Origin of the sequence: Acidithiobacillus sp. (assembly GCF_023256195.1) — a bacterium.
GTDB lineage: Bacteria > Pseudomonadota > Gammaproteobacteria > Acidithiobacillales > Acidithiobacillaceae > Acidithiobacillus_A.
Map to the genome: position 1 here is coordinate 19022 of NZ_JAGDWX010000023.1, position 22570 is coordinate 41591.

Below are 22570 nucleotides of genomic sequence, written 5' to 3' on the forward strand. Positions count from 1 at the left end.
AACATGACTGTAAAGTTCAACCGTAAACATCCCTGGCATGTCCTGCGCCCCGATTGGCGAATTCGCTGGCGCAATCGCGGGCAGCGCTGGGCCAGCCGCCTGCATCTGTCGCTCTGGTACCCGCACTGGCCCATTGCTGCCGCCGTTGGTCTTCTGGGGATCCTCAATATCCTGCCGGCGCTGGAGCACATCCTGGGACTGCGTTATAACGGCAGTTTGGCGCACATGTCCCAGAGTTTCCTTCTGGACGCCTTCCGCGGTATCCCCGTGGGTGCCGCCGGGATCGTACTCCTGATCATGTCCGTGGGGCTCCTGTTCCGCTCCCGCTTCGCCTGGGTGTTGGTGCTGGTGCTGACGGGGGCCATCCTGAGCTACGGACTGTTCCGCCACCCCAGCCACCCGACCCTGCTGCTCTACTACAACGCTCTGCTCATGGCCATGCTGTGGCTGTTCCGCAAGCACTTCAGCTACAGCAGTCTGGCCACCGGGACCCTGTTTGCCCTGACCGGTGCGGTGCTGGTGATCAGTTATGGGGTCTTCGGCGCCTATATTCTTGGGGCCGACTTCAAGCCGCCCATCCATAGTCTCCTTACGGCGCTGTATTATTCGGTGGTGACCATGTCCACGGTGGGCTACGGCGACATCGTCCCCGTCACCCCCGAAGCCAGGATATTCGTGGTGTCCCTCATCGTTCTGGGCATCACCGTCTTCGCCACCTCTTTGTCCGCCATCATCGTTCCGGCCGTGCACAACCGTCTGCAGGCCGCCCTGAAAGGAGAGGCTCGACCCATGATCCGCAAGAACCACTACATCATCGTCGGCGATACCCCCCTGTCCCGTAACAGCTACCGCGAACTGAAAAGCCGCCAACTGCCGGTGGTGGTCATCGTCGGACATCCGCCCGAGGATTCCATCTACCAGAGCGATGACCTGATCCTGGGCGATGCCGCCGATACCGAGGTGCTGCGCAATGCCGGAGCGGAGAACGCCATCGCTGTGCTGGCCCTGCGTGCCGACGACTCGGAGAATGCCTTTGTGGTGCTTGCCGTCAAGGAGTTGGAGGGCAATGCCAGGACCGTCGCGGCGGTCAACGACAGCAAGAATCTCGGTCGGGTGCGACGGGTCCAGCCGGATATGATCATCGCCCCACAGGTCATGGGCGGGGAGCTTCTGGCCATGGCCCTGAACGGCGAAACCCTCGATAGCGACGCCGTGATGCGGATGTTCCGCTTCAGCAGCGGCGAGACGGACAACGGCGCCAGGAAAAGCTGAGGCAGGGGCCCTCAGTCGCCGTGGGCGGCATCCCAGTTGCTGCCCACGCCAAGTCCAACGGTCAGCGGTACGGCCAGCTGCGCCACACCTTCCATCTTCTCCCGCAGCATCGCGCAGGCGGCATCCACGGCTTTTTCCGGGACTTCCAGGATCAGCTCGTCGTGTACCTGCAGCAGCATCCGACCCTGGCCCTCCTGCGCCTGCAGCGAGGCATCCACGGCAATCATCGCCAGCTTGATGAGGTCCGCCGCGGTCCCCTGCATGGGGGCATTGATGGCCGCGCGCTCGGCATAATTGCGCCGAGCCGGATTCTGGGAGCGGATTTCCGGCAGGTACAGGCGGCGACCGAAGAGGGTCTCCACGTAGCCCTGCCGATGGGCCAGGCGGCGGGTGTTCTCCATGTACTCTCGGACGCCGGGATAGCGCTCGAAATAGCGCTCCATGTAGGCCTTGGCCTCGGCTTGGCCGACCCCCAGCTGCTGCGCCAGTCCGTAGGGTGTCTGACCATAGATCAGGCCAAAATTGATGGCCTTGGCAGCTCGGCGCTGATCGGCGTCCACCTGCTCGAGGGGGACCGCGAAGACCTCTGCCGCGGTGGCGCGGTGAATGTCGAGGCCCTGAGCAAAGGCCTCGCGCAGTCCAGTATCGCCGGAGAGGTGGGCCATGATGCGCAGCTCGATCTGAGAGTAATCGGCGCTGATGAGCAGGTGGCCCGGTGCGGCGACGAAGGCCTGGCGGATGCGCCGACCCAGATCGCTGCGGACCGGGATGTTCTGTAGGTTGGGGTCGCTGGACGACAGCCGTCCGGTGGCGGCTACCGCCTGATGGTAATGGGTGTGCACCCGCCCGGTACGTGCCTGAATCATCTGCGGGAGGGCATCGACGTAGGTGTTCTTGAGTTTGGCGAGACTCCGGTAGTCGAGGATGAGGCGCGGCAGATCGGCCTGCTTGGCCAGCTCCGCCAGGACGTCCTCGTTGGTAGAGGGCTGGCCGCCCGGCGTTTTCTTGAGGACGGGCAGCTGCATCTTGTCAAAGAGGATGGTCTGGATCTGCTTGGGGGAGTTCAGGTTGAAGCTCTGTCCGGCCGCCGCGTAGGCCTCGGCCTCGGTTTTGGCCATGCGGGAGCGCAGTTCCTCGCTGAGGCGTGCCAGCGCATCCACGTCGATGCGCACGCCGGCCCACTCCATGCGCGCCAGAACCTCCACCAGGGGCATCTCGATGTCGCGAAAGACACGGTCCAAGCCCGCGTGCGCGTGGATCTGTGGCCACATCTGAGCGTCCACGCGCAGACAGACCTCGGCATCTTCGGCGGCGTAGGCCGTGGCGCTGGCGATGTCGACGTCCGCGAAGCTGCGCGCCTGCCGACCTTTGCCGGCCACCTCTGCGTAGGAGATGTTACGATGCTGCAGGTAGCGCTCGGCGAGGCTGTCCAGATCGTGCGCGGCCGTGCTGTCCAGCACATAACTCTCCAACAGGGTATCGCGCCTGAGCCCGCGCGGTTGCAAGCCATGGGCCCAGAAAATCTGCCAGTCGAATTTGGCATTCTGGGCGAGCTTGGCCCGAGTGCCGTCCTCGAGCCAGGGGGCCAGCAGTTCCAGGGCCTCCTGCCGCGGAATCTGCTCGCCCTCCCGGTGTCCCAGGGGTACATAGACGGCGCGCACCGTCTCGCCCTCGAACCAGGCCAGGGAGAAGCCCACCAGCTCTGCCGCATGGGGATCGAGGGAACTGGTCTCGGTATCGATGGCGACGCGATCCACCTGCTGCAGACGGTCTAGAAGTTGCGACAGCTCGGCGCGGTGGACGATGGCACGGTAGTCCTCGCGCCGCACGGGATCATCGCCGTGGGCCGAGGTGTCCGACTCCGGCGCCGCGGGCAGATCCTTCAGCCACTGCTGGAAACCCAATCGTTCGGCCAGGCGGCGCAGGGCATCGGGGTCGGCTGGCTTGGCCTCGCTGGGAGGAAGCTCCACATCGCAGCGGATGCGGGCCAGTTCGCGGCTGCGCGGCAGGGTGTCGGCCACGGCCCGAAGGGATTCCCCCACCTTGCCGCCGATCTCTTGGGCGTGGGCGAGGATCCCGTCCAGGTCGCCGTATTGTTGCAGCCACTTGGCCACGGTCTTGGGCCCGGCACCGGGCACCCCCGGGATGTTGTCGACCTTGTCTCCCACCAGCGCCAGGTAGTCGGCGATCTGCTTTGGCTCGACCCCAAAGCGGGCGCGCACCTCGGCCAGATCGGTACGGGTTCCCTTCATGGTGTCCATCAAGGTGACCTGGTCGTCGACGAGCTGGGTCAGATCCTTGTCGCCGGTGACGATGATGACGGGGGTTTGTGCGGGCGTGGTACGCGCCAGGGTGCCGATGACGTCGTCTGCCTCGACCCCGGGAACGACCAGCAGCGGCAGCCCCATAGCGCGCACCCAGTCGTGCAGCAACTCTACCTGGGCGCGCATGTCCTCGGGCATGGGCGGACGCTGCGCCTTGTACTGGTCGAAGAGATCGTCGCGAAAGGTCTTGCCGGGCGCATCGAAGACCACGACGATCTCGCTCTCTGGGTATTCGCGCTGCAGTCGCCGCAGCATGTTGGCCACGCCCAGGATGGCGCCCGTGGGCAGACCGTCGGGCGCGCGCAGGTCGGGAAGCGCATGAAAGGCGCGGTACAGAAAGCTCGAGGCATCCACCAGGATGCGCGGCGCAGTGGGCATCGGGACATCTCCTAGAATTTATACCATAATACGGGAAAGGCCCCTCATTGGACACGGAACTCAGCATGCGCCCTCACCTGGAAACGGAACGTCTGCGCGACGGCGGCGAAAGTCGCCTCACCCGCGAAGCCTGGAAAATCTTCCAGATCATGGCCGAGTTCGTGCGTGGCTACGAGAAGCTCGCTGCCGTGGAGCCTTGTGTCAGCATCTTCGGCTCCGCCCGCATCGACCCGGAACACCCTTGGTATCGCAAGACGCAGGAGATTGCTACCAAGCTTTCCAATGCCGGATTTTCCGTCATCAGCGGTGGCGGTCCGGGGGTCATGGAGGCGGCCAACAAGGGGGCTTTTCGCGGCACCGGCTACAGTATCGGGCTCAACATCGAGCTACCCCATGAGCAGCACAGCAACGCCTATCAGGACATCTCCCTGTCCTTCGAGCATTTCTACTCGCGCAAGGTCATGTTCATGAAATATGCCGCGGCCTATGTGGTCATGCCCGGCGGCTTTGGCACCCTGGATGAGCTGGCGGAGTGTCTGACCCTGGTGCAGACGGGCAAGACCCGGCGCATGCCCATCATCCTGGTGGAATCCAGCTTCTGGAACGGTCTCATCCAGTGGTGGCGAGATGCCATGCTGGCGGCCGGTACCATCCATGCCGAGGATCTCGACCTCGTCACCGTCATCGACGATGCCGATGCCGTGGTTGCGGCCATCTTCGATCATTACGAAAAGCGCGGTTTTGCGCCTTCCGCCGCCGAGGCGGAAGCACTGCTCAATCTGTAGGCGCGAGGAATTGTCCATGAAACGCATCCTGTGGTCCCTACTCATCGCCGGCTTGACGGTTGTCAGCGGTAGTTCCTGGGCGGCGGAAAGTGCTGCCGAAAACATTCACAAGCTGGACCTGCCCAAGCTCGCGCCATCGGCCAAGACAGGGCCCGAAGCCAAGCTCAAGGTGCCCAAAGGCTCCCAGATCGAGGAGTACAAGGTCAACGGACGGGTGTACATGGTCAAGGTCATCCCGCCCAAGCCCTTCCCGCCCTACTACCTGGTGGACAAGAGCGGCAGTGGCGAATTCACCCAGGTACCGCAGAAGGATATCAACGACCTCAGTGTGCCCCATTGGGTCATCTTTCGCTGGTGAGGCGCTGAAACCACTCGGATCCCTGGGGTTCTATGTCCGTTTACACCGACGTTTCTGCGCCGGCCTTGGCCGAATTTCTGTCCCACTATGACCTTGGGCAGGCCAGCTCACTGGAGGGCATCGGCGCGGGTACGGAAAACAGCAATTTCTTCCTGCAGACTGCTTCTGGTCGCTATGTCCTGACCCTCTTCGAGCGTCTGCCCGCGGACGAGATCCCCTACTACTTGCACGTGACGGAATGGCTCAGCCGGCGGGGCATTCCCTGTCCGGCGCCGATACACGCGCGCGACGGTACGATTCTACGGCCGCTCTGTGGCAAGCCGGCGGCCATCGTCCAGTGTCTGCCGGGCAGCTCCATCGTCCAGCGCCGCCCCAGCGAGGATGAGGTGGCGGCCGCGGGGGCACTGCTGGCCCGGATGCACCTGGCCGGCGCCGATTTCTCCGAGCGTCACCCCAATCCCGCGGGATTTTTCTGGTGCCAGCAGACCGCACGTCGCCTCAGCCCCAAGCTCAGTCCGGAGGAGCGCGCCCTTCTGGTGGAAGAACTGGAGGCGCAGAAGGGCTGGCCGCGGGACCAGGTCCCCGGGGGGGTCATCCACGCCGACCTTTTCCCCGATAACGTCCTGTTTCAGGACGGGGCCATATCCGGGGTCATCGATTTCTATTACGCCGGCGATGACGCCTGGCTCTACGATCTGGCAATCCTGGCCAATGCCTGGTGCTCCCTCGGCGATGGCAGCCTGGACAAGCATCGGGCCGCCACGCTCTGGAGCGCCTACTCCACGGTCCGGCCCATCGAACGCCGGGAGCACGGTTTGTGGTTTCCCTATATGCGTGCAGCCGCCCTGCGTTTTTGGTTGCTGCGCCTGGAGGCGGGCCATTTCCCGCGCCCAGGTGCCATGACGGAGTGCCGCGACCCCGAGGAGTATCGGCGCATCCTGCTGCGCCGGCGCGAATTCTGCTGAGCCGGCGCTGCGCCATTCCGGCGGGCACCAAGGTTCAGGAACGCGGAGGGCGCGACCAGTAGCCCGCCAGGAAAAGGGCCACACCAAAGAGTAGACCCTCCCCCGCCGGCAAGGACCAGTCGGCCGGATGATGGCCGCTCAGAATGGAGGCGAAGAGGGCCAGGGCAGCGACGATGAGCAATAGGCCGAGGCGTTCCACGGCGAGGGCAAAGCGGCGCGTGTCGATACGCTGCAGCCAAGGCCACAGACCCGTGCGCGCGAGAAACTGACGCGTCTCGCGGGGGAACAGAACGGCCAGGATGATGGCGCAGGCCAGGAGCGTGTTTGCCAGATAGAGCCAGATCATGCGCTTTGGAAATTCCGATTCCAGAATCCTTTTATAGCGCGGGCCAGGCTCCCTGCCAAGTCTGTGGCAGAATACGTGGCGCCGGCGACTGGAGTCGGCGCTAGCGAACGGACGACACACATCGGGGAGTGTACATGGCGGAAAACGACGGGCATTCGGGAGTGGTGACGGCCAGTAGCTGGCCCCAGGAGGCCCGTTGGCTGCATGCGGGCATCGCCGTAGGTGTCACCTGGCAGATCTGGTCGTCGCTCTGGATGACGCCGCAGTGGGAGCGCGCCGACTATGGCAGTCTTGGCGGCCTGCTCTTCAATGCCCATGCTTGGATCGGCTTGATGACGGCACTCTTCATCCTCTGGCAATGGCTGTGGATTGCAAGCGACCGCCGCATCCGGCGCCAGTTCTTTCCATGGCGTGGCCCCTGGCAGCCGGTGCTCGCCGACCTCAAGGCCCTGGCGCGCGGATGTCTGCCCGCCGGCGGGCCGCGCCCGGGCCTGGCGGCACTGGTGCACGGCCTGGGTCTTTTGGCCATCACTTGGATGGCCGCCACCGGTTCTGCCATCTACTTTTTTCTGCCTCAGGGTGGTGCCTTGCCGGGGCCTGCCCTGGATACCCTCGTGCCCCTGCACAAACTGGGCAATCTGGTGGTCTGGATCTACTGGTGCGGGCACGTCGCCATGACGCTGCTCCACGCGCTGCGTCGTCATGCCATCTGGGGCATCTTCCGGCTCTGGTGACTGGCGCGGGGGTGAGGCTTTTCGCTATAGTCGCGCCGATGAACAGGAGTCCAGCATGACCGAGAAACTCTGGGGTGGTCGCTTTGCCGCGGCAACCGATGCCCTCGTCGAGCACTTCACCGCCTCCATATCCACCGATCGACGGCTCTTTCGCGAGGACATTCAGGCATCCGTCGCCCATGCGCGCATGCTCGGACGGGTCGGTGTGCTGACCGCGGCCGAGGCGGATGTCATTGTCCACGGTCTGCGCCGAATCGAGGGCGAAATCGCCGACGAGACCCTGCCCTTTACGGATCGGCTGGAAGACATCCACATGCACGTAGAGAGCCGTCTCATCGAGCTCATCGGCGATGTGGGCAAGAAGCTGCACACCGGACGCTCCCGCAACGATCAGGTGGCCACGGACATGCGCCTCTACACCCGCGGCGCCATCGATCGCCTGCGTGCCCTGCTGCACGCCCTGCAGGGGGTCTTCGTAGATCTCGCCGAGCGCGAGGCCGAAACCATCCTCCCCGGCCTGACCCACCTCCAGGTAGCCCAGCCCATTACCTTTGGCCACCACTGCATGGCCTATGTGGAGATGTTCCGGCGTGACAGTGATCGCCTCGCCGACGCACGCCGGCGGGTCAACGTTCTGCCTCTGGGCTCCGCCGCCCTGGCCGGTACCACCTTCCCCATCGATCGCTGGGACGTGGCGCGGCAGCTGGGTTTCGATCATCTCGCCGAGAACAGTCTCGACGCCGTGTCCGACCGCGATTTTCTGCTGGAGGTAGCGGCGGACCTGGGCATCCTGGCGGTACACCTGTCGCGTTTGGCGGAAGAGCTGGTCTACTGGATGTCCACCACCGTGGCCTTCATCGACCTGCCCGATGCCTTTTGCACCGGCTCGAGCATCATGCCGCAGAAGAAGAATCCCGATGTGGCCGAGCTGATCCGCGGCAAAAGTGGCAAGGTGATGGGGCAGCTGGTAGCTCTGTTGATACTCATGAAAGCCCAGGCACTGGCCTACAATCGCGACAACCAGGAGGACAAGGCGATCTTTTTCACGGCCTTGGACGAGGTGGAAATGAGCTTGAGTCTGCTGGTACGCATGCTGCCGGGCCTGCAGACGCGACCGGAGCGCATGCGGGCGGCGGCGCTGGAAGGCTTTGCCACGGCCACGGACCTTGCCGATCATCTGGTGCGGCGCGGCATACCCTTTCGCGATGCCCACGCCGTGGTGGGTCGTGCGGTGCGTTTGGCGCAGGAGCGTGGCCTGAGTCTGGAGCAGTTGTCCCTGGCGCAGCTGCAGGAAATCTCGCCAGCCATCGACGCGGCTGCTCTGGAGGTGCTGAGCCTGGAGGGCTCCGTCGCCGCTCGCAACCACCCGGGAGGCACGGCACCGGCACAGGTGCGCGCGGCCATTGCCCGAGCGCGGCAGCGCCTGGCTCAGGAGGCGCGGGAATGAGTCGCGACATGCCTTATCTGCGTTACCTGGTGCTGCTCGGCCTGTTGATGGGGCTCGCCGGCTGTGGCCGCAAGACTCCCCTGCAGCTGCCGCCGACGCCAAGCCCGCAGGCCAGCCACCCGGCGCCCGGCAGCCACCCGGCAGCCTCGTGAACACGCCCTTTCACTATCGGGGAGACCAGCTCTACGTCGAGGATCTGCCCTTGGCAGAACTCGCCGAGCGCTTTGCTACCCCTAGCTACGTCTACTCCGAAAGCTATTTACGCCAGCGCTATCAGGCCTTCAGCCACGCCCTGGGACCGGAGACGATGCTCTGTTACGCGGTGAAGGCCAACTCGAATCTCAGCATCCTCCACCGCTTGGCGACTCTGGGTGCCGGGTTCGACATTGTCTCGGGGGGTGAGCTTGCGCGCGTACTGCGCGCCGGGGGCGACGCCGCGCGCGTGGTATTTTCCGGTGTCGGAAAAAGTCGGGACGAGCTCCGGCGGGCACTGGAGGCAGGGATCCACTGCATCAACGTGGAGTCGCCGGCGGAGCTCGCCCGCATCGAGCAGGTGGCAGCGGAACTGGGCTGTCGTGCACCCATCGCCCTGCGCGTCAATCCCGACGTCGAGGCTGGAGCGCATCCTTACATTGCCACGGGTCTGCGGGAGACGAAATTCGGCATTCCCATGGCTGAAGCTCCAGAACTGTATGCGCGCGCAGCCCGCAGCCCGCAGCTGCGCGTTCTCGGTGTTGCCTGTCACATCGGCTCACAGCTTCTGGATCTGGCCCCCATCGGCGAGGCGGCACAGCGCGTGCTGCGCCTTTACGAAACATTGGTACAGCGCGGCATTCACCTGGAGCATCTGGATCTCGGCGGTGGCGTCGGCATCCGCTATCGCGACGAGCAGGCGCCCACGCCTGCGGATTACGCGGCTACCCTGGATGCGGCCCTCGGGGGGCTGCCCGTGCGTCGGGTGGTGGAGCTGGGACGGGCCTTGGTGGGTAATGCCGGCGCGCTTCTGACCCGCGTCGAATATCGCAAGTACAACGGTAGCCGGGCCTTCTGCGTGGTCGACGCGGCCATGAACGACCTCCTGCGTCCCAGTCTCTACGGTGCCTGGCACGAGATCTGGCCGCTCGAGCGCCGTTCGGGGCCGGAAGAACCCATGGACGTAGTGGGTCCCGTCTGCGAGAGTGGCGACTTTTTTGCCAAGGCGAGGCCCCTGCCTGGGGATCTTCGCGAGGGCGATGTTCTTGCCATCCTCGGTGCCGGTGCCTACGGCTTTGCCATGAGCAGTCAGTACAACAGCCGGCCGCGGGCGGCGGAGATCCTGGTGCACGGTGCCGAAGCCCGGGTCATCCGGCGCCGCGAGACCCTTGGCGAATTGTGGGCGGCCGAGGAGCCCTGCAGCTAGAACCGTCCAGGCCCCAGTAGCAAAATCTGCCCTCGCCACGCCCTTGCATCGCGGCGCAGAAAGTGTATAGTGGGCCGCTCTGTTTCCACGGCACCGAAAGCAGCTACAAGGGGGTCAGTCCTTAAAAGACTGGGAGCGATTAGACGGTTCCAGCAAGGTAGGGCATAAAACCACGTACTGTCTGGGGGTGCACGGGAGCTGCTTCTTAACCTTTTTTTGCTAGTTAGGGGGGGCACCGATGCGCTCATTGGGACATCAAATCGTCGCGGACTTCTACGGATGCGACAGCAGTACCTTGTCGGATGTTGAGTTCGTCACAGATGCCATGCTGGAGGCCGCTCGGCGGGCCAATTGCACCATCGTGACGCAGACCTTTCACCATTTTTCACCCTACGGGGTGAGTGGCGCCGTCATCGTCGCCGAATCCCATCTGGCCATTCATACCTGGCCGGAGTACGGTTATGCCGCAGTGGACGTCTTTACCTGCGGTGACGTGATACAGCCGGAGGATGCCCTGAGTTTCCTCAAGGAAGCCTTCGGCGCCGCGCAGGTCTCCACCATGGAGATGAAGCGTGGGCAAGTGGAAATGATGGGCGTTCCGGCCCACGAGCTGCGGGTCAAGCCGCAACTCTGCGCCTGATCTTTCCCGCAGTGCCAGTCCAGGCGGTCCCGAGCGGGCCGCCTTTTCTTTTTCCCAGAGGCTGCGCACAATCGTTGCCACCCGCCACGTTGAGGAGTCACCATGAGTACGGAACTGTGGTATAGCGAACGTTACGAGGCGCACGGAGCCGCCCTGAGTCTGAAGGTCACCGGCGTCCTCCACCGCGAGAAGAGCCCCTATCAGGAAATCGAGATCTTCGAGACAGAGCATTTCGGAACCCTGATGACCTTGGATGGCTTGGTGATGCTCACCGATCGCGACAATTTTCTCTATCACGAGATGATGAGCCATCCCGCCCTTTTCAGTCACCCCAAACCGGCGCGTGTGCTGATCATCGGTGGTGGCGACTGCGGTACCTTGCGCGAGGTTCTGCGCCATCCGGAGGTGGAGCGGGTCGATCAGGTGGAACTGGACGAGCGGGTGACGCGCGTGGCCGAGCGCTTCTTTCCAGAGCTCTGCGCCAAGAACGACGACCCGCGGGCACATTTCTACTTTCAGGATGGCATCGAGTGGGTGCAGCGGGTACCGTCGCAGAGTTACGAGGTCATCATCATCGACTCCACGGACCCCGTCGGGCCTGCCGCTGGCCTGTTCTCGCCGGAGTTTTACGCTGCCTGCCTGCAGGCTCTCTCGGAGCCCGGTATCCTCGTGGCCCAGACGGAGTCGCCCCTGCTCCATGCCGATCTCATCCGGCAGTGCCAGGAACGCATGGGAGCCGTGGGCTTCGATGCCGTCAACAGCCTGTATTTCCCCCAATTCTGCTATCCCTCGGGCTGGTGGAGCGCCACCTTGGGACGCCGGGGGCTCGAGCTCGACAGTTTTCGTCGCAAGGACGCCGAGGCCATGACGGGGCTTCGCTACTACCACGCCGATCTCCACGGCGCCGCCCAAGTTCCTCCCGCCTTCCTGCTGCCGACGAGCTAGCGGCCACTGGCAGTCCCTTACCGTGCCGCTACCAAACGTCTGACATCTCGCCACACAGCGCCCAGCCATCGGCTGGGCCGCTGTCATAATACTGTCACAATGCTCTGCTAAACTCCGTTCAGTCGGACGAGTTGTCCGCACACATCCACCCGAGTGGAGGGGAGCGTATTCATGTCCAGTGACGAACTCGCATGGGCTGTCGGCACCGGATGCCTCGTAGCCTCCGGTAAGTTTCGTGGTGTTCGCCAGACCACGCCGGCCGTATCGGCCCGACCTCTGTCGCCGCGCTCCTCCGCCCTCGATACCACGCCCAGGAGCACACCATGCGTAAATTGCTGCTTAGCGGTCTGACCGCTCTTTTTCTGAGTCTTGGAGCCATTACGGCTCAAGCCCAGGAGCCAGGTGCCGATCTGCCCTTCCTGACCCGTTACCCCGGCATGCAGATGGAGGAGTACGGACACTCTGCCTACGACGAAGTGAATATCCCCGTGCGCAAAATCCCCTCGGACGCGCGTTGGCGCGATGCCGTGGAGCATCTGGAAGGGGAGGTGACCTACATCGAGTACAGCAATCCCAAGGGGCGCTCTTCCCTGGAAATACTCAGTAACTTCCGCCAGGCTCTGCAGAATGCCGGCTTCAAGACCCGCTGGGAGTGCTCCGCCGCCGCTGGTAATTGTATCGGCAGTGGTCTGCCAAAGGTCGAAGTGTGGCGGGGGACGACCATCAATGATCGTGGAACGCGCAATACTAGAACTTATGAGGTCTACGAGTGGCTGGACACCGCCAGGGCGCTTACCGCTGAGCACGTCGCGCCCAACGGGGTACGCACCATCGTGTTTCTCAACGTCACGGACGGCTCCACCCGCCTTTACGCCGTGCAGACAAAGCCCATGCAGACGGGTCTGGTGACCACCAATCTCACCCCAGTGGACAGCGCCGGCATGACCGCGGCTCTCCAGGGACCGGGCAAGTTCCAGATGCATCTGCCCTTCGACTACAACAAGGCGAGTCTGCGTCCCGACGCCCGCAAGACGGTGACCGAGCTGGCCCAGACCATGCGTCAGAATCCGCAGCTGTTCATCGGCCTGGATGGACACACGGATAATGTCGGTGGGGCCGATTTCAATCAGAAGCTCTCGGAAGCCCGTGCCAATGCCGTCAAGGCGGAGCTGGTGGCGCAGGGCATCGAAGCACGGCGCATCGCTACCCGCGGTCTGGGCGCTACCCAGCCTATCGCGGATAACGCTACAGAGAAAGGTCGTGCCGAGAACCGCCGCGTGGAGGTGGTCAACCTGACCCCGGGCTTCGTGCCTGCGGCCAGCGCGGCGCCTGCGAGCGCGACGCCGGCGGCTCCCGGGGGCCTCAGCCTGACCCCCGCTGCAGCGCCGGCCAACACTGTGCCCCAGATGCAGGCGCCCAGCCAGCAGCAGCGCGCCGGGAACGTACCGAATCCAGCGGCGGACGTTGCTGGCCAGGCGGGTTATGCCGCCAAGGACCAACTGGAGTATGAGATCCGCTCCGGGGTCCGCAGCCTGGTGCACGGCCTTTTCCGATAAAAAGTGGGGCGGTGGAGCGCTCCGTGGCTGGGCCTATCCACCGCCCCATATCGGCTGATTTCTTTCGAGTCTGCTCTTGGTATCAAGGAGGTCCCCACGGTGCGGGGAGAGAAAGCGTCGAAAATGGCAGCCGTCGCTGTTTTCTTGCTTGGCTTGGGATTGCTTTCCTCTGGGGTCGTTGCCGATATGTCGGAGGCTACTCCGGGGTGAGTTTTGAAACCCTGGGTGGCGTCTTGGCGCCACTAGGTCCAGATTTTGGGAGTCGAAAGTGCTTCCCTAGTTGCTCTGGTGACAATATCCTTCGCGGGAGCGATCTGGTCGCCCAGATCGGGTGGTGGCAGAGCGCTCGGGGAGGTTCTTAGGTTCGCGACGAGTGGCGCCGAGATCGACGCTGTGCCATCGATCGCCGTGGCGATCACGGACTCGTGATGACCAGGTTATCCCGGTGGATGAGTTCGGGCTCGTCCAGGGAGCCGAATTCCGCTTTCAGCACCTCGCTGCTTTTGCCGAGCCTCTGGCGCACTTCTTCCGTCCCGAAATTGACCAAACCGCGGGCGATCTCGCGCCCCTTCGGGTCGAGACAGCAGACGAGGTCGCCCCGTTGGAAGTCGCCTTCGGCAGCGTGCACTCCTACGGGCAGCAGGCTGGAGCCCTTTTCTCGCAGCACCCGGGCGGCGCCGGCGTCGAGGTGCAGGGTGCCGCGAGGGCGTAACTGTCCGGCGAGCCAACGTTTGCGGGCCGCGAGCTTGGGCAGGGCGGGGTGGAAGTAGGTACCCAAGGGCTCGCCGGCCCAGAGGCGCAGGAGGACATTTTCCGTGCGACCGGCGCAGACGATGGTGGCGGTGCCGGAGCGGGCGGCCCGCTCCGCCGCGAGAACTTTGGTGCGCATGCCACCGCTGCCCACGCCGGTACCGGCACCACCGGCCATTTGCAGGAGCTGGGGATCGCCGGCTTTGACCTCGCTAAGCAGGCGCGCATGGGGGTGCTGGCGAGGATCGGCGTCGTAGAGGCCCTGCTGATCCGTAAGGATGATCAGGAGATCGGCTTCCAGCAGGTTGCTGACCATGGCCGCCAGGGTGTCGTTGTCGCCAAAGCGCAGCTCACTGCTGGTGACGGCGTCGTTTTCGTTGATGATGGGCAAAGCGCGCATGTCCAACAGGGTGCGTAGTGTGGCGCGGGCGGCCAGGTGGCGTTGGCGGTCGCGCAGGTCGTCGTGAGTGAGCAGCACCTGAGCTCCGACTACGGCGCCTTTCTGCAGATACTGCTGGTAGGTCTGGATCAGTGCCGCTTGGCCGATGCTGGCAGCCGCTTGAAGCTGATGCAAGCGCTCGGGACGCTGGGTCCAGCCCAGGCGTTCCATGCCGGCGGCGACGGCGCCGGAGGAGACCAGAATCAACTCCATGCCGGCACGATGCAGTACCAGCAACTGCTGCACCCACTGAGCGATGGCCTCGCTGTCGAGACCCAGACCGTTGTTGGTCAGTAGACTGCTACCGATCTTCACGACCCAACGGCGACTATCCGCCAGCGACCGGTTCACGACCCTTCCTCCCAGTCCTCCCAGTCCTCCTCGTCCAGGACGTAGTCGGCGTCACTCTCCGCCCCATCGCCCCAGTCCACTTCTTGGCTCGGTTCGGGCGCGGGTGGCAGCTCCGGCAGGGCGCGTCCGATCTCTTGGACGAGGGTTTCGCAGCCATAACCCGTCACTGCAGAGACGAGAAAAGCCGGTCCCTGCCAGTCCAGGCGCTGACAGATCTCGCGGAACCGTTGCTCGGCTGCCGCCGCCTCCAGCAGATCGGCCTTATTCACTACCAGCCAACGTGGGCGCTCGGCCAAGGCGGGGCTGTAGTGGAGCAACTCGGCTTCCAGGGCGCGGAATTGGGCGACCGGATCCTCACCAGGATCCGGCGGCGCCATATCCAGAAGGTGGAGGAGTAGGCGGGTACGACTCAAGTGCTTCAAAAAACGGGTACCAAGACCGGCCCCTTCGGCGGCGCCGGGGATGAGGCCGGGAATGTCGGCGATGACAAAGGAGGCCTCGACACCCAGACGGACCACACCCAGGTGTGGGCGCAGGGTAGTGAAGGGGTAATCCGCTACCTTGGGGCGAGCGGCGCTGACGGCGCGGATGAGGGTGCTCTTGCCGGCATTGGGCAGGCCCAGCAGTCCGACATCGGCGAGCAGGCGCAGTTCCAGGCGCAGGTGGCGTTCCTCGGCGGCTCCCCCCATCTCGTGCTGGCGCGGCGCGCGATTGACGGAGGACTTGTACCAGAGGTTGCCATGCCCGCCGCGGCCGCCGCGGCAGACCAAGAGGCGCTGACCGGCGGTGTGCAGGTCGCCCAGGAGTTCCCGGGTGTCCTCGTCGTAGACCAGGGTGCCGACCGGCACAGCGATCTCCAGATCCTTGCCTGCCCGCCCGGTCATCTGTCGACCGGCACCGCCGTGGCCGTTTTCGGCGCGATAGCGGCGCTGGTAGCGAAAATCGATGAGGGTGTTGAGATTTTCTCGGGCGACCAAGTAGACGTCGCCGCCGCGCCCGCCGTCACCCCCATCCGGACCGCCAAAGGGGATGAATTTTTCACGCCGGAAACTCACCGCCCCGTGGCCGCCCTTGCCCGCGGCCACGGAGATACGTACTTCGTCAATGAATTTCATAAGAAAACCCCGCCCCGCAGTAGGCTGGGGCGGGGTCCCTCGTGTTGGACTTCGGCTGGGGCCTGCGTTCAGTCCGCCTGGGCGATGACGCTGACCGTACGCACATGGCGCGGGCCCTTGCGTTCGAACTGTACCACCCCGTCACTCAGTGCAAAGAGGGTGTGGTCCTTACCGATACCCACATTGGTCCCCGGGTGGAACTGGGTGCCGCGCTGACGCACGATGATATTGCCGCCGATCACGGCTTGGCCGCCAAAGCGCTTTACACCCAGGCGCTTCGATTCGGAGTCGCGGCCGTTACGGGAAGAGCCGCCTGCCTTTTTGTGTGCCATGCTGTTTCTCCTTAGCCTTCGATACCGGTGATGCGCACTTCGGTGAAGTACTGGCGATGCCCCTGCTGCTTACGGTAGTGCTTGCGCCGGCGCATCTTGAAGATGTGGACCTTGGCGGCACGTCCCTGCGTGAGGACCGTAGCCTTGACCAGTGCACCGCTGAGGGTAGGGGTGCCGACCCGAGCATCGCTGCCCTCGCCCAGCATCAGCACGCGGTCGAGGGTGAGTTCGCTGCCGGGTTCCGCCTCGATTTTTTCGAGCCGCAGTTTGTCGCCCACCGCGACACGATACTGCTTGCCACCGTTTTCAATCACCGCGTACATCAGAACCTCCAGCAAAGAGAACTCGGGTATTCCGGAAAAGGCGCGTAGGATAAAAGGAAAAGCCCAAAAGGTCAAGGAGCTGCCCGGTTGCCCACACATTTTTGTCCTGAATGGATCCAGACCAAGTCAGGGCTATGGTCGCTCCGCCAAGCCTTCCCGATTCGGTGGGATGTGCCCCTCACCCCCCACAGAAACGCCTGCATCGAGCGGGGGGTGAGGTTCTCAGCCAGGTACGCTGGCATCCGTCGCCGTCATCGTCCGCTCGTTGCGAGTGACCCGCGACCGGTTCGGACCCAGATAAACCCAGGCAGCGAGGAAAAGAAAGACGATGGCGTAGATGTTGGTGGTTCCCAGCACGTCGCCCTTATTGGCCGTCGCCCCCGGAAGGTAGGGACCACCCCAGCCCTCGGCCGTGGTCCACAGGCCGATACTGTAAGCAAGACCCAAGGGAATGATCCAGCGCAGGCCGCGTCCGAAGATCAGGGCAAGGGCGATGAGGCTCTCGGCAAGGGCGGCAAAAAGGCCGAAGACCATCGGTCCTACCAGCTGGATGAGGGTGATGAAGAAGGCGATATAGGCAACGATCCAGGCGGGCTCGCCCGGCTCTGCCTGCTGGAGGTAGGTGACGGCATGCGTCAGGAAATAGGGCTGCCATTTCCAGAAGGCATCGAAGGCCCAGAGCAGACCGAAAAGTATCCGCGCCGCGTGCATGTGAGTGATCGCGATGGCCTGGGGCCGCGCGCGGGCTAGGCTGAGACCCTCCCAGCTGCGCGTCCAGAGAACGGTGAGAAAGCCCAGGGCATAGACGATGGCGGTCCCGGGGTCGGTGGCGCCGGCGGTGTAGGGTCCCCCCAGGCCACCCACGGTGCTCCACAGCCAGAGATTGTAGAGGACGCCTACCCAGGCGAAAAAGGGTAGTCCCAGGCCGCTGATCAGGGACGCTGCGAGGAAGGCGTCGAGAGCCACGGTGATCCCGGCTACCCGATGGGCGCCGATGGCTGCGACCCAGTGTGCCGTCCAATGACCGTAGGCTGCGAGCCAGCTGGGTTGTCCCGCGGCCCAATCTGCCGACAGGCTGCCCAGAAAGTGGGCAGTGTATGCGGGATTCATCTGCAGATACGTATTGATGAGCCAGACGATACCAAAAAGTATGCGGATCGCCCCGAAGGCGCGACGCAATTCCGTAGAGGGCATGTATGCGGAGTTGGACATGGGATTCCTTGTTCTCGGATTATCAAGGACAAGATGCTAACACGTGCCGCCACACGCGTCACTCAATATCCGAAAAAATATATAAAAGACATATAGATATCCAAATAGTGCGAGTTCCCGCCGGACTTCTGTCCGCGGTCATTCCGAGGATACCAGGGCGGGGATCGCTTCGCGGATATGCTGCAGCAGGGTTTCGCTCGCACGATCCAGTGGATCGCGATAGAGAACCGCCAGCCGATGGGGAATCCTCGGACTCAGTTCCCGCGTGATGAGGCCAGGCGAGGGTTCGCTGCTCTGGGTAGCGCTGACGAAGGCAAGGCCCAGTCCGGCCCGCACGCCGTCGCGGATGGCGGCGAGCCCATTGAGCTCGAAGCGGATCTCGGGAAACAGGCCGAGCTCACGAAAGGCCTGCAGCACCGCCTCACGGATACCCGAGCCCGACTCCCGCCAGATCAGGGTGCTCTCTTGCAGGTCTTGCAATTGGATGGGGCCTGGCGTCGCGGCGAGGGAGTGTTGGGCGGGCAGCAGCAGGACGATGCGGGTGCTGAGTAGGCATTCCTGTACCCAGCGCGCTTCCCGCGGCTCGGGGAGATCGTCTTCGACGAAGACCAGATCCGCTTCGTCCCGGTGCAGGCGTGCCTGACGACTGTTGCTGGTGGTCAAACGCAGATGGATGCCGGGGTGGGCGTTGCGGAAACGCGCCAGAGCTCCCGGGAGCAGGAGCTCGGCATTGCTGTTGCTGGCGAGAATGCGGACAGAGCCGCGCAGCAGCCCTTCCGTGGACTGGCACAGATGCTCTGCCTCTTCCAGGGCGAGTTCGATCTTTTCGCCCATCTTGGCCAGGCGCAGGCCCAAAGGTGTCGGAACGATGCCGTGGCGGGCACGCCGGTAGAGGGGCTCCCCGGCCCGCTCCTGGAGTTGTTTGAGGCGGTGTGAGATGGCCGGTTGGGTGAGAAAGAGCCCCTCTGCCGCAACGTGCAGGTTGCCGGCGCGTGCTACCTGGGTCCAGAGGAGGAGGAGGGCAGGGTCGATGCGATAACGGGTCATGCGGTGGCTCAAGAAATAAGATGAACGAATTTCATGAATCCATATTCGTCATTGGTCCGCGGGAATGCAAGGGCCTATGCTTTGCAGAGTCATTCGACGAGGGAGTATTGCAGCTATGAGACCGCTTTCCGCTGCCCCAGGTCGCGATCCCCGCGAGATCGTCCGTCACTTCACGCCCAATTGGTTTGCAGCCAACATGGGCACGGGCATCCTCGCGCTGATGCTGGCCGCTTTTCCCTACGGTCATTGGGGGCAACTGGAGATCGCTCGTGGGCTGTGGATCGTCAACGTTTTTTTCTTCGCCCTGTTCAGTGCCCTGTTCGTGGGCCGGGCGCTGTTCTACCGCCACAGTTTCGTGCGGCTCTTCGACCATCCGGTGCAGTCCCTCTTCATCGGTGCCATCCCTATGGGATTTGCGACCATCATCAATGGTCTACTGGATTTCTGGACGGTCACGCCGCAGACGCTTGCCATTGCCGAGACCCTCTGGTGGATCGATGTGATCATGGCCCTGATCTCGGCACTGCTCATCCCCTTTTTCATGTTCACGGCCCACGAGCACAGCATCGAAAGGATGACGGCGGCCTGGTTGCTGCCTATCGTTCCGCCGGAGGTGAGCGCGGCCAGCGGCGGTCTCCTGGCTCAGCATCTGGCCCCGGTAGTGGCCCGTCCCGTCGTTTATGTGAGCTATGTGCTGTGGAGCATCTCCGTGCTCCTGGCCCTGGCGGTGCTGGCCATACTGCTGTTGCGCCTGACCCTGCACAAGCTTCCCCATCGCGACATGGCGGTGTCGGCCTGGTTGCCCCTTGGCCCTTTGGGAACCGGCGCCTTTGCCATGCTGACCCTGGGCAAGGCCGATGTCCTTGCCTTTGCGCAGACGCCCCTGGCGGCCATGGCCGGTTTCGGCGAGCTGGCCGGCATTCTGGTCGCCCTGGTACTTTGGGGCTTTGGTCTGTGGTGGATGGCCATGGCGACGGCCTTTACCCTGCGTTATCTGCGGGAAGGTCTGCCCTTCAACATGGGCTGGTGGGGCTTCACCTTTCCTTTGGGGGTATTCGATGCTGCCACCTATGGCCTGGCAGAAGTGACCGGGTTTGCCCCCTTGACCCTGCTCGGCGCGATCTTCACGGTCCTGTTGGCCGGTTTTTGGGCGATCGTTACCCAACGCAGCTTTGTGGGTATGTGGACTGGGGCCCTGTTCCGTGCTCCTTGTCTCTCGCAGGAGACGGGTTTGCCTTCGCCAGCCTGTGTCGAGGACGCTGCGCCAACCAGCCAGCGCCCGGACCTCATGGCCAGCCTGCGGCGCTGAGCGACGGCGGCGTCGACGGAGAAGACCTGGGGCGGGGCCGTTAAGTCCAAGCTCTAGAGGAAATCCCAGCTGCCCTCGTTGGCTTGTCCCGGCAGGTTCAGGAAGTGCAGTCCTTTACCGTTGATGGCAATTTCCGCCAGGACCTTGCGTCCGCCATGGTGGGTGTTGAAAAGCAGCAGGCGCCCGTCGGGGGCAAAACTCGGACGTTCGCAGTTGGCACCGTCGTAGAGCACCCGCAGATCACGGCCTTGACGATCCATGACGGCCAGACTCAGCACGCCGCCATCGGCGTGAATGAAGCTGATCCAGCGCCCGTTGGGGGAGATGGCCGGAGATACGTTATATCCCCCGGCGAAGCTCAGCCGTTGTACCTGCCCGCCGCCACGGTCCATCTGGAATATCTGGGCGCTGCCGTCGCGGTTGGAGACGAAGAGGATGTGCCGTCCGCTGGGCGTCCACACAGGACTGGTATTGACGGTCCCCTCGCGGGTCAGCACCCGTTCTCGCCCATTGGCCAGGTCGAGGCGAACGATTTCCGTACGACCATGAGCCCAGACGCGCGCAAAGGCCAGGTAGCGGCCGTTGGGAGAGTAGGCCGGAGCACTCAGTGCCGCGCCTTGCCCGGGCACTTCGTGCCGTCGGCCAGTGCGCAGGTTCTGGATATAAATGACGGAGTGCTGGTGGCGATAGCTGACATAGGCCAGGTGCCCGTGCCGGGGTGACCAGGCGGGCGAGATGACGGGAATGCGCCCGCGCAGAACCGTGCGTGGATTCCAGCCATCGCTGGCAGCCACCTGTAGACGAAACTGCCCGTCCTGCGCATCGACATAGGCGATGTGCCCACGAAAGGGACCAGGATGACCCGTGACGGCGCGGTAGACCAGGTTGGCGACGTCCTGGCCTATCTGGTGGTAGCTTGCCGCATCGCCATCAAAGCGGCGAGCGGCAATGACCCGGTCGTCCAAAAGGTTCACCACGTACGCCTGCACGCGGTAGTGCTGTCCGCTGGACCGTACCGAGCCCAGTGCCAAGGTCAGGGCTCCGGTGTGTGCCCAGGGCGCCGCTTGCAGGTCCTGCGGTCGATGCGGGTCGGCTGGGTAAAGGCCGGGCGGAATCAGGCGGAAATAGCCGCTGTAACGCAGATCCTCACGGACGATCTGGGCAATGGTTGGCTGGCCTGCCGGTGCCGGTCCAAAGCGTGGGACGGCCACGGGATCGCTGCTACTGACGGCCTTGGCGACCTGCACCAGCAAAGTGGCTTGGGCCGTCGGTGCCAGCAGCAGAGCGCCGCACAGCAGTACGCTGCGGCGCAGGTGTGGATGCCGCATTGGCTTGCAAGGCGTGGAAGGTTCAGCTGCCATGGTTCAGAGCTCCGCGCGTATACGATTCCAGAGGGTGCCGAGAGTTCCTGCGGGCTGGGCAGGGGCTGCCGCCAGCAGTGCAGTCCGTGCCAATACCCTGCCATTCAGTTCAAAGCGCATGCTGCCGACGGGCATACCCACTGTCACCGGCCGTCCCCCCAGCTGGTCGTAGTGCAGCACGCGCTGAATGTGCTGCGCCTGACCGACGAAGGTGCTCACCCACACGGCCTGGGCCGCCTTCACTGGAAAATGATCGGGATCCAGGGCATCGTCCCGGTAGTTGCCGACGATCTGGCCGGCCTTGAGCAATTCGTGATCGTGGGTGAAGCGATAGGCATAGTCGAACAAGCGCATGACGTCGTGGACACCCGCAGGCCAACTGGGAGCCCCCATGACGACGGCGATGAGGCGTCGGCCGTGTCGGTCTATGGTGGTATCCATGCAGTGACCCGCCGCGTGGGTGTGGCCGGTTTTCAGGCCGTCGACGTGGGGATGGCCGAAGAGAGCCGGATTCCAGCTGCGTTGGGTGATGTGGTTGTAGCGGTAATAGTGGATGCGGGAGATCTGCAGCACCTGCGGGTAGCGGGCGATGAGATCGCGGGAGAGCTGAGCGATGTTCATGGCCGACAGGTGCAGACCCGGGTCGGGAAGGCCATCCACGTCTGTGTAGTGGGCGCCTTTCAAGCCGAGCCGAGCCGCCTCGGCATTCATATCCGCCACGAAGGCGGCGCGGCTGCCCGCCACCGCCTGCGCCAGGGCGACGGCCGCATCGTTGCCGGAGTCGATGATCAGACCGTGCATGAGCTGGTCCACCGTGACGGGCAGATTGGGCTGGATGAACATGCTCGAACCGCCGGTGTGCCAGGCGACATCGCTCACTGGGATGCGTTGATGCCAGCGCAGGCGCCCGTCGGCCAGGGCTCCGTAGCTGAGGTAGGCGGTCATGAGCTTGGTGAGACTGGCGGGTGGCAGCTGCAACTGCGGATCCTTGCTCGCCAGAATCGCGCCCGTGCGGAAGTCCATGAGCACGTAGCTCTTGACTCCGGCAAGGGCGGGCGGTGGCGGCACGAGCGCCGGCGTTACCATCGTCCCGGCCAGCGCCTTTGCGGCTACACCGAGAGCGAGGGTGAGGCCGGCCAGGGCGCGACGCCGGTGGGTGGAGGGGGATCGTCGGTTCATTCC

General features: G+C 63.9%; 22 protein-coding genes. 12 read left to right on the forward strand and 10 right to left on the reverse strand.

Annotated elements, in window-relative coordinates:
* Positions 1-3: 3 nt before the first annotated feature.
* A complete protein-coding gene (kch, locus tag Q0C23_RS04765; RefSeq protein ID WP_291511240.1) occupies positions 4-1272 on the forward strand; it encodes a voltage-gated potassium channel protein in 1269 nt (422 codons plus the stop codon).
* A gap of 11 nt (positions 1273-1283) precedes the next feature.
* Here kch and polA read toward each other — a convergent pair whose 3' ends face one another.
* The gene (polA, locus tag Q0C23_RS04770) at positions 1284-3974 is read right to left on the reverse strand and encodes a DNA polymerase I (RefSeq protein ID WP_291511241.1); all 2691 of its coding nucleotides are present in this window, start codon (positions 3972-3974) and stop codon (positions 1284-1286) included.
* 65 nt (positions 3975-4039) lie between these two features.
* Between polA and Q0C23_RS04775 the strand changes: the two genes are divergently transcribed.
* The 3 genes from Q0C23_RS04775 to Q0C23_RS04785 are packed head-to-tail and all read left to right on the forward strand — an operon-like array spanning position 4040 to position 6082.
* Positions 4040-4759 (forward strand): TIGR00730 family Rossman fold protein, encoded by a 720-nt coding sequence (locus tag Q0C23_RS04775; RefSeq protein WP_291511242.1) that lies wholly within the window; start codon positions 4040-4042, stop codon positions 4757-4759.
* Between the two features lie 16 nt (positions 4760-4775).
* On the forward strand, positions 4776-5117 hold the full coding sequence (locus Q0C23_RS04780) for a DUF2782 domain-containing protein (protein WP_291511243.1): 342 nt from the start codon (positions 4776-4778) through the stop codon (positions 5115-5117).
* Between the two features lie 32 nt (positions 5118-5149).
* Positions 5150-6082, forward strand: a complete 933-nt coding sequence (locus Q0C23_RS04785; RefSeq protein WP_291511244.1) for a homoserine kinase — start codon at positions 5150-5152, stop codon at positions 6080-6082.
* A 34-nt stretch (positions 6083-6116) separates the two neighbouring features.
* Here Q0C23_RS04785 and Q0C23_RS04790 read toward each other — a convergent pair whose 3' ends face one another.
* Positions 6117-6428: a hypothetical protein gene (locus tag Q0C23_RS04790; RefSeq protein WP_291511245.1), complete on the reverse strand. Its 312-nt coding sequence runs from the start codon at positions 6426-6428 to the stop codon at positions 6117-6119.
* A gap of 134 nt (positions 6429-6562) precedes the next feature.
* Between Q0C23_RS04790 and Q0C23_RS04795 the strand changes: the two genes are divergently transcribed.
* The 7 genes from Q0C23_RS04795 (at position 6563) to Q0C23_RS04825 (ending at position 13149) form a co-directional block, all read left to right on the forward strand.
* Positions 6563-7162, forward strand: coding sequence for a cytochrome b/b6 domain-containing protein (locus Q0C23_RS04795; protein WP_291511246.1), 600 nt, complete (start codon positions 6563-6565; stop codon positions 7160-7162).
* 55 nt (positions 7163-7217) lie between these two features.
* On the forward strand, positions 7218-8609 hold the full coding sequence (gene argH / locus Q0C23_RS04800; RefSeq protein ID WP_291511247.1) for an argininosuccinate lyase: 1392 nt from the start codon (positions 7218-7220) through the stop codon (positions 8607-8609).
* Positions 8606-8761, forward strand: coding sequence for a lipoprotein (locus tag Q0C23_RS04805; RefSeq protein ID WP_291511248.1), 156 nt, complete (start codon positions 8606-8608; stop codon positions 8759-8761). The genes argH and Q0C23_RS04805 overlap by 4 nt, the downstream gene beginning before the upstream one ends.
* Positions 8758-10008, forward strand: a complete 1251-nt coding sequence (gene lysA / locus Q0C23_RS04810; RefSeq protein ID WP_291511249.1) for a diaminopimelate decarboxylase — start codon at positions 8758-8760, stop codon at positions 10006-10008. Before Q0C23_RS04805 ends, lysA begins: the two co-directional genes overlap by 4 nt.
* 238 nt (positions 10009-10246) lie before the next feature.
* Positions 10247-10648, forward strand: coding sequence for an adenosylmethionine decarboxylase (gene speD / locus Q0C23_RS04815; RefSeq protein ID WP_004869224.1), 402 nt, complete (start codon positions 10247-10249; stop codon positions 10646-10648).
* Positions 10649-10750: 102 nt separating this feature from the next.
* Positions 10751-11593, forward strand: coding sequence for a polyamine aminopropyltransferase (gene speE / locus Q0C23_RS04820; RefSeq protein ID WP_291511250.1), 843 nt, complete (start codon positions 10751-10753; stop codon positions 11591-11593).
* Positions 11594-11916: 323 nt separating this feature from the next.
* The gene (locus Q0C23_RS04825) at positions 11917-13149 is read left to right on the forward strand and encodes an OmpA family protein (protein ID WP_291511251.1); all 1233 of its coding nucleotides are present in this window, start codon (positions 11917-11919) and stop codon (positions 13147-13149) included.
* 415 nt (positions 13150-13564) lie between these two features.
* Here Q0C23_RS04825 and proB read toward each other — a convergent pair whose 3' ends face one another.
* The 6 genes from proB to Q0C23_RS04855 form a co-directional block, all read right to left on the reverse strand.
* Complete coding sequence (gene proB / locus Q0C23_RS04830) at positions 13565-14689, reverse strand: glutamate 5-kinase (protein ID WP_291511252.1); 1125 nt, start codon at positions 14687-14689, stop codon at positions 13565-13567.
* Positions 14686-15804 carry an Obg family GTPase CgtA gene (cgtA, locus tag Q0C23_RS04835; protein WP_291511253.1) on the reverse strand — a complete coding sequence of 373 codons (1119 nt, stop codon included), beginning with the start codon at positions 15802-15804 and terminating at the stop codon, positions 14686-14688. Before cgtA ends, proB begins: the two co-directional genes overlap by 4 nt.
* 68 nt (positions 15805-15872) lie before the next feature.
* Positions 15873-16136, reverse strand: a complete 264-nt coding sequence (gene rpmA, locus Q0C23_RS04840) for a 50S ribosomal protein L27 (RefSeq protein ID WP_291511254.1) — start codon at positions 16134-16136, stop codon at positions 15873-15875.
* Between the two features lie 11 nt (positions 16137-16147).
* On the reverse strand, positions 16148-16459 hold the full coding sequence (gene rplU, locus Q0C23_RS04845) for a 50S ribosomal protein L21 (protein ID WP_291511255.1): 312 nt from the start codon (positions 16457-16459) through the stop codon (positions 16148-16150).
* A gap of 222 nt (positions 16460-16681) precedes the next feature.
* Complete coding sequence (locus tag Q0C23_RS04850) at positions 16682-17671, reverse strand: hypothetical protein (RefSeq protein WP_291511256.1); 990 nt, start codon at positions 17669-17671, stop codon at positions 16682-16684.
* A gap of 138 nt (positions 17672-17809) precedes the next feature.
* Positions 17810-18718 carry a LysR family transcriptional regulator gene (locus Q0C23_RS04855; protein ID WP_291511257.1) on the reverse strand — a complete coding sequence of 303 codons (909 nt, stop codon included), beginning with the start codon at positions 18716-18718 and terminating at the stop codon, positions 17810-17812.
* A 115-nt stretch (positions 18719-18833) separates the two neighbouring features.
* Between Q0C23_RS04855 and Q0C23_RS04860 the strand changes: the two genes are divergently transcribed.
* Positions 18834-20027, forward strand: coding sequence for a TDT family transporter (locus tag Q0C23_RS04860; protein ID WP_291511258.1), 1194 nt, complete (start codon positions 18834-18836; stop codon positions 20025-20027).
* Between the two features lie 53 nt (positions 20028-20080).
* Here the strand turns inward: Q0C23_RS04860 and tolB are convergent, their stop codons facing one another.
* Entirely contained in the window at positions 20081-21388 is a 1308-nt protein-coding gene (tolB, locus tag Q0C23_RS04865; RefSeq protein WP_291511259.1) for a Tol-Pal system beta propeller repeat protein TolB, read from the reverse strand.
* 3 nt (positions 21389-21391) lie between these two features.
* Positions 21392-22567 (reverse strand): D-alanyl-D-alanine carboxypeptidase family protein, encoded by a 1176-nt coding sequence (locus Q0C23_RS04870; protein WP_291511260.1) that lies wholly within the window; start codon positions 22565-22567, stop codon positions 21392-21394.
* Between the last annotated feature and the right edge of the window lie 3 nt (positions 22568-22570).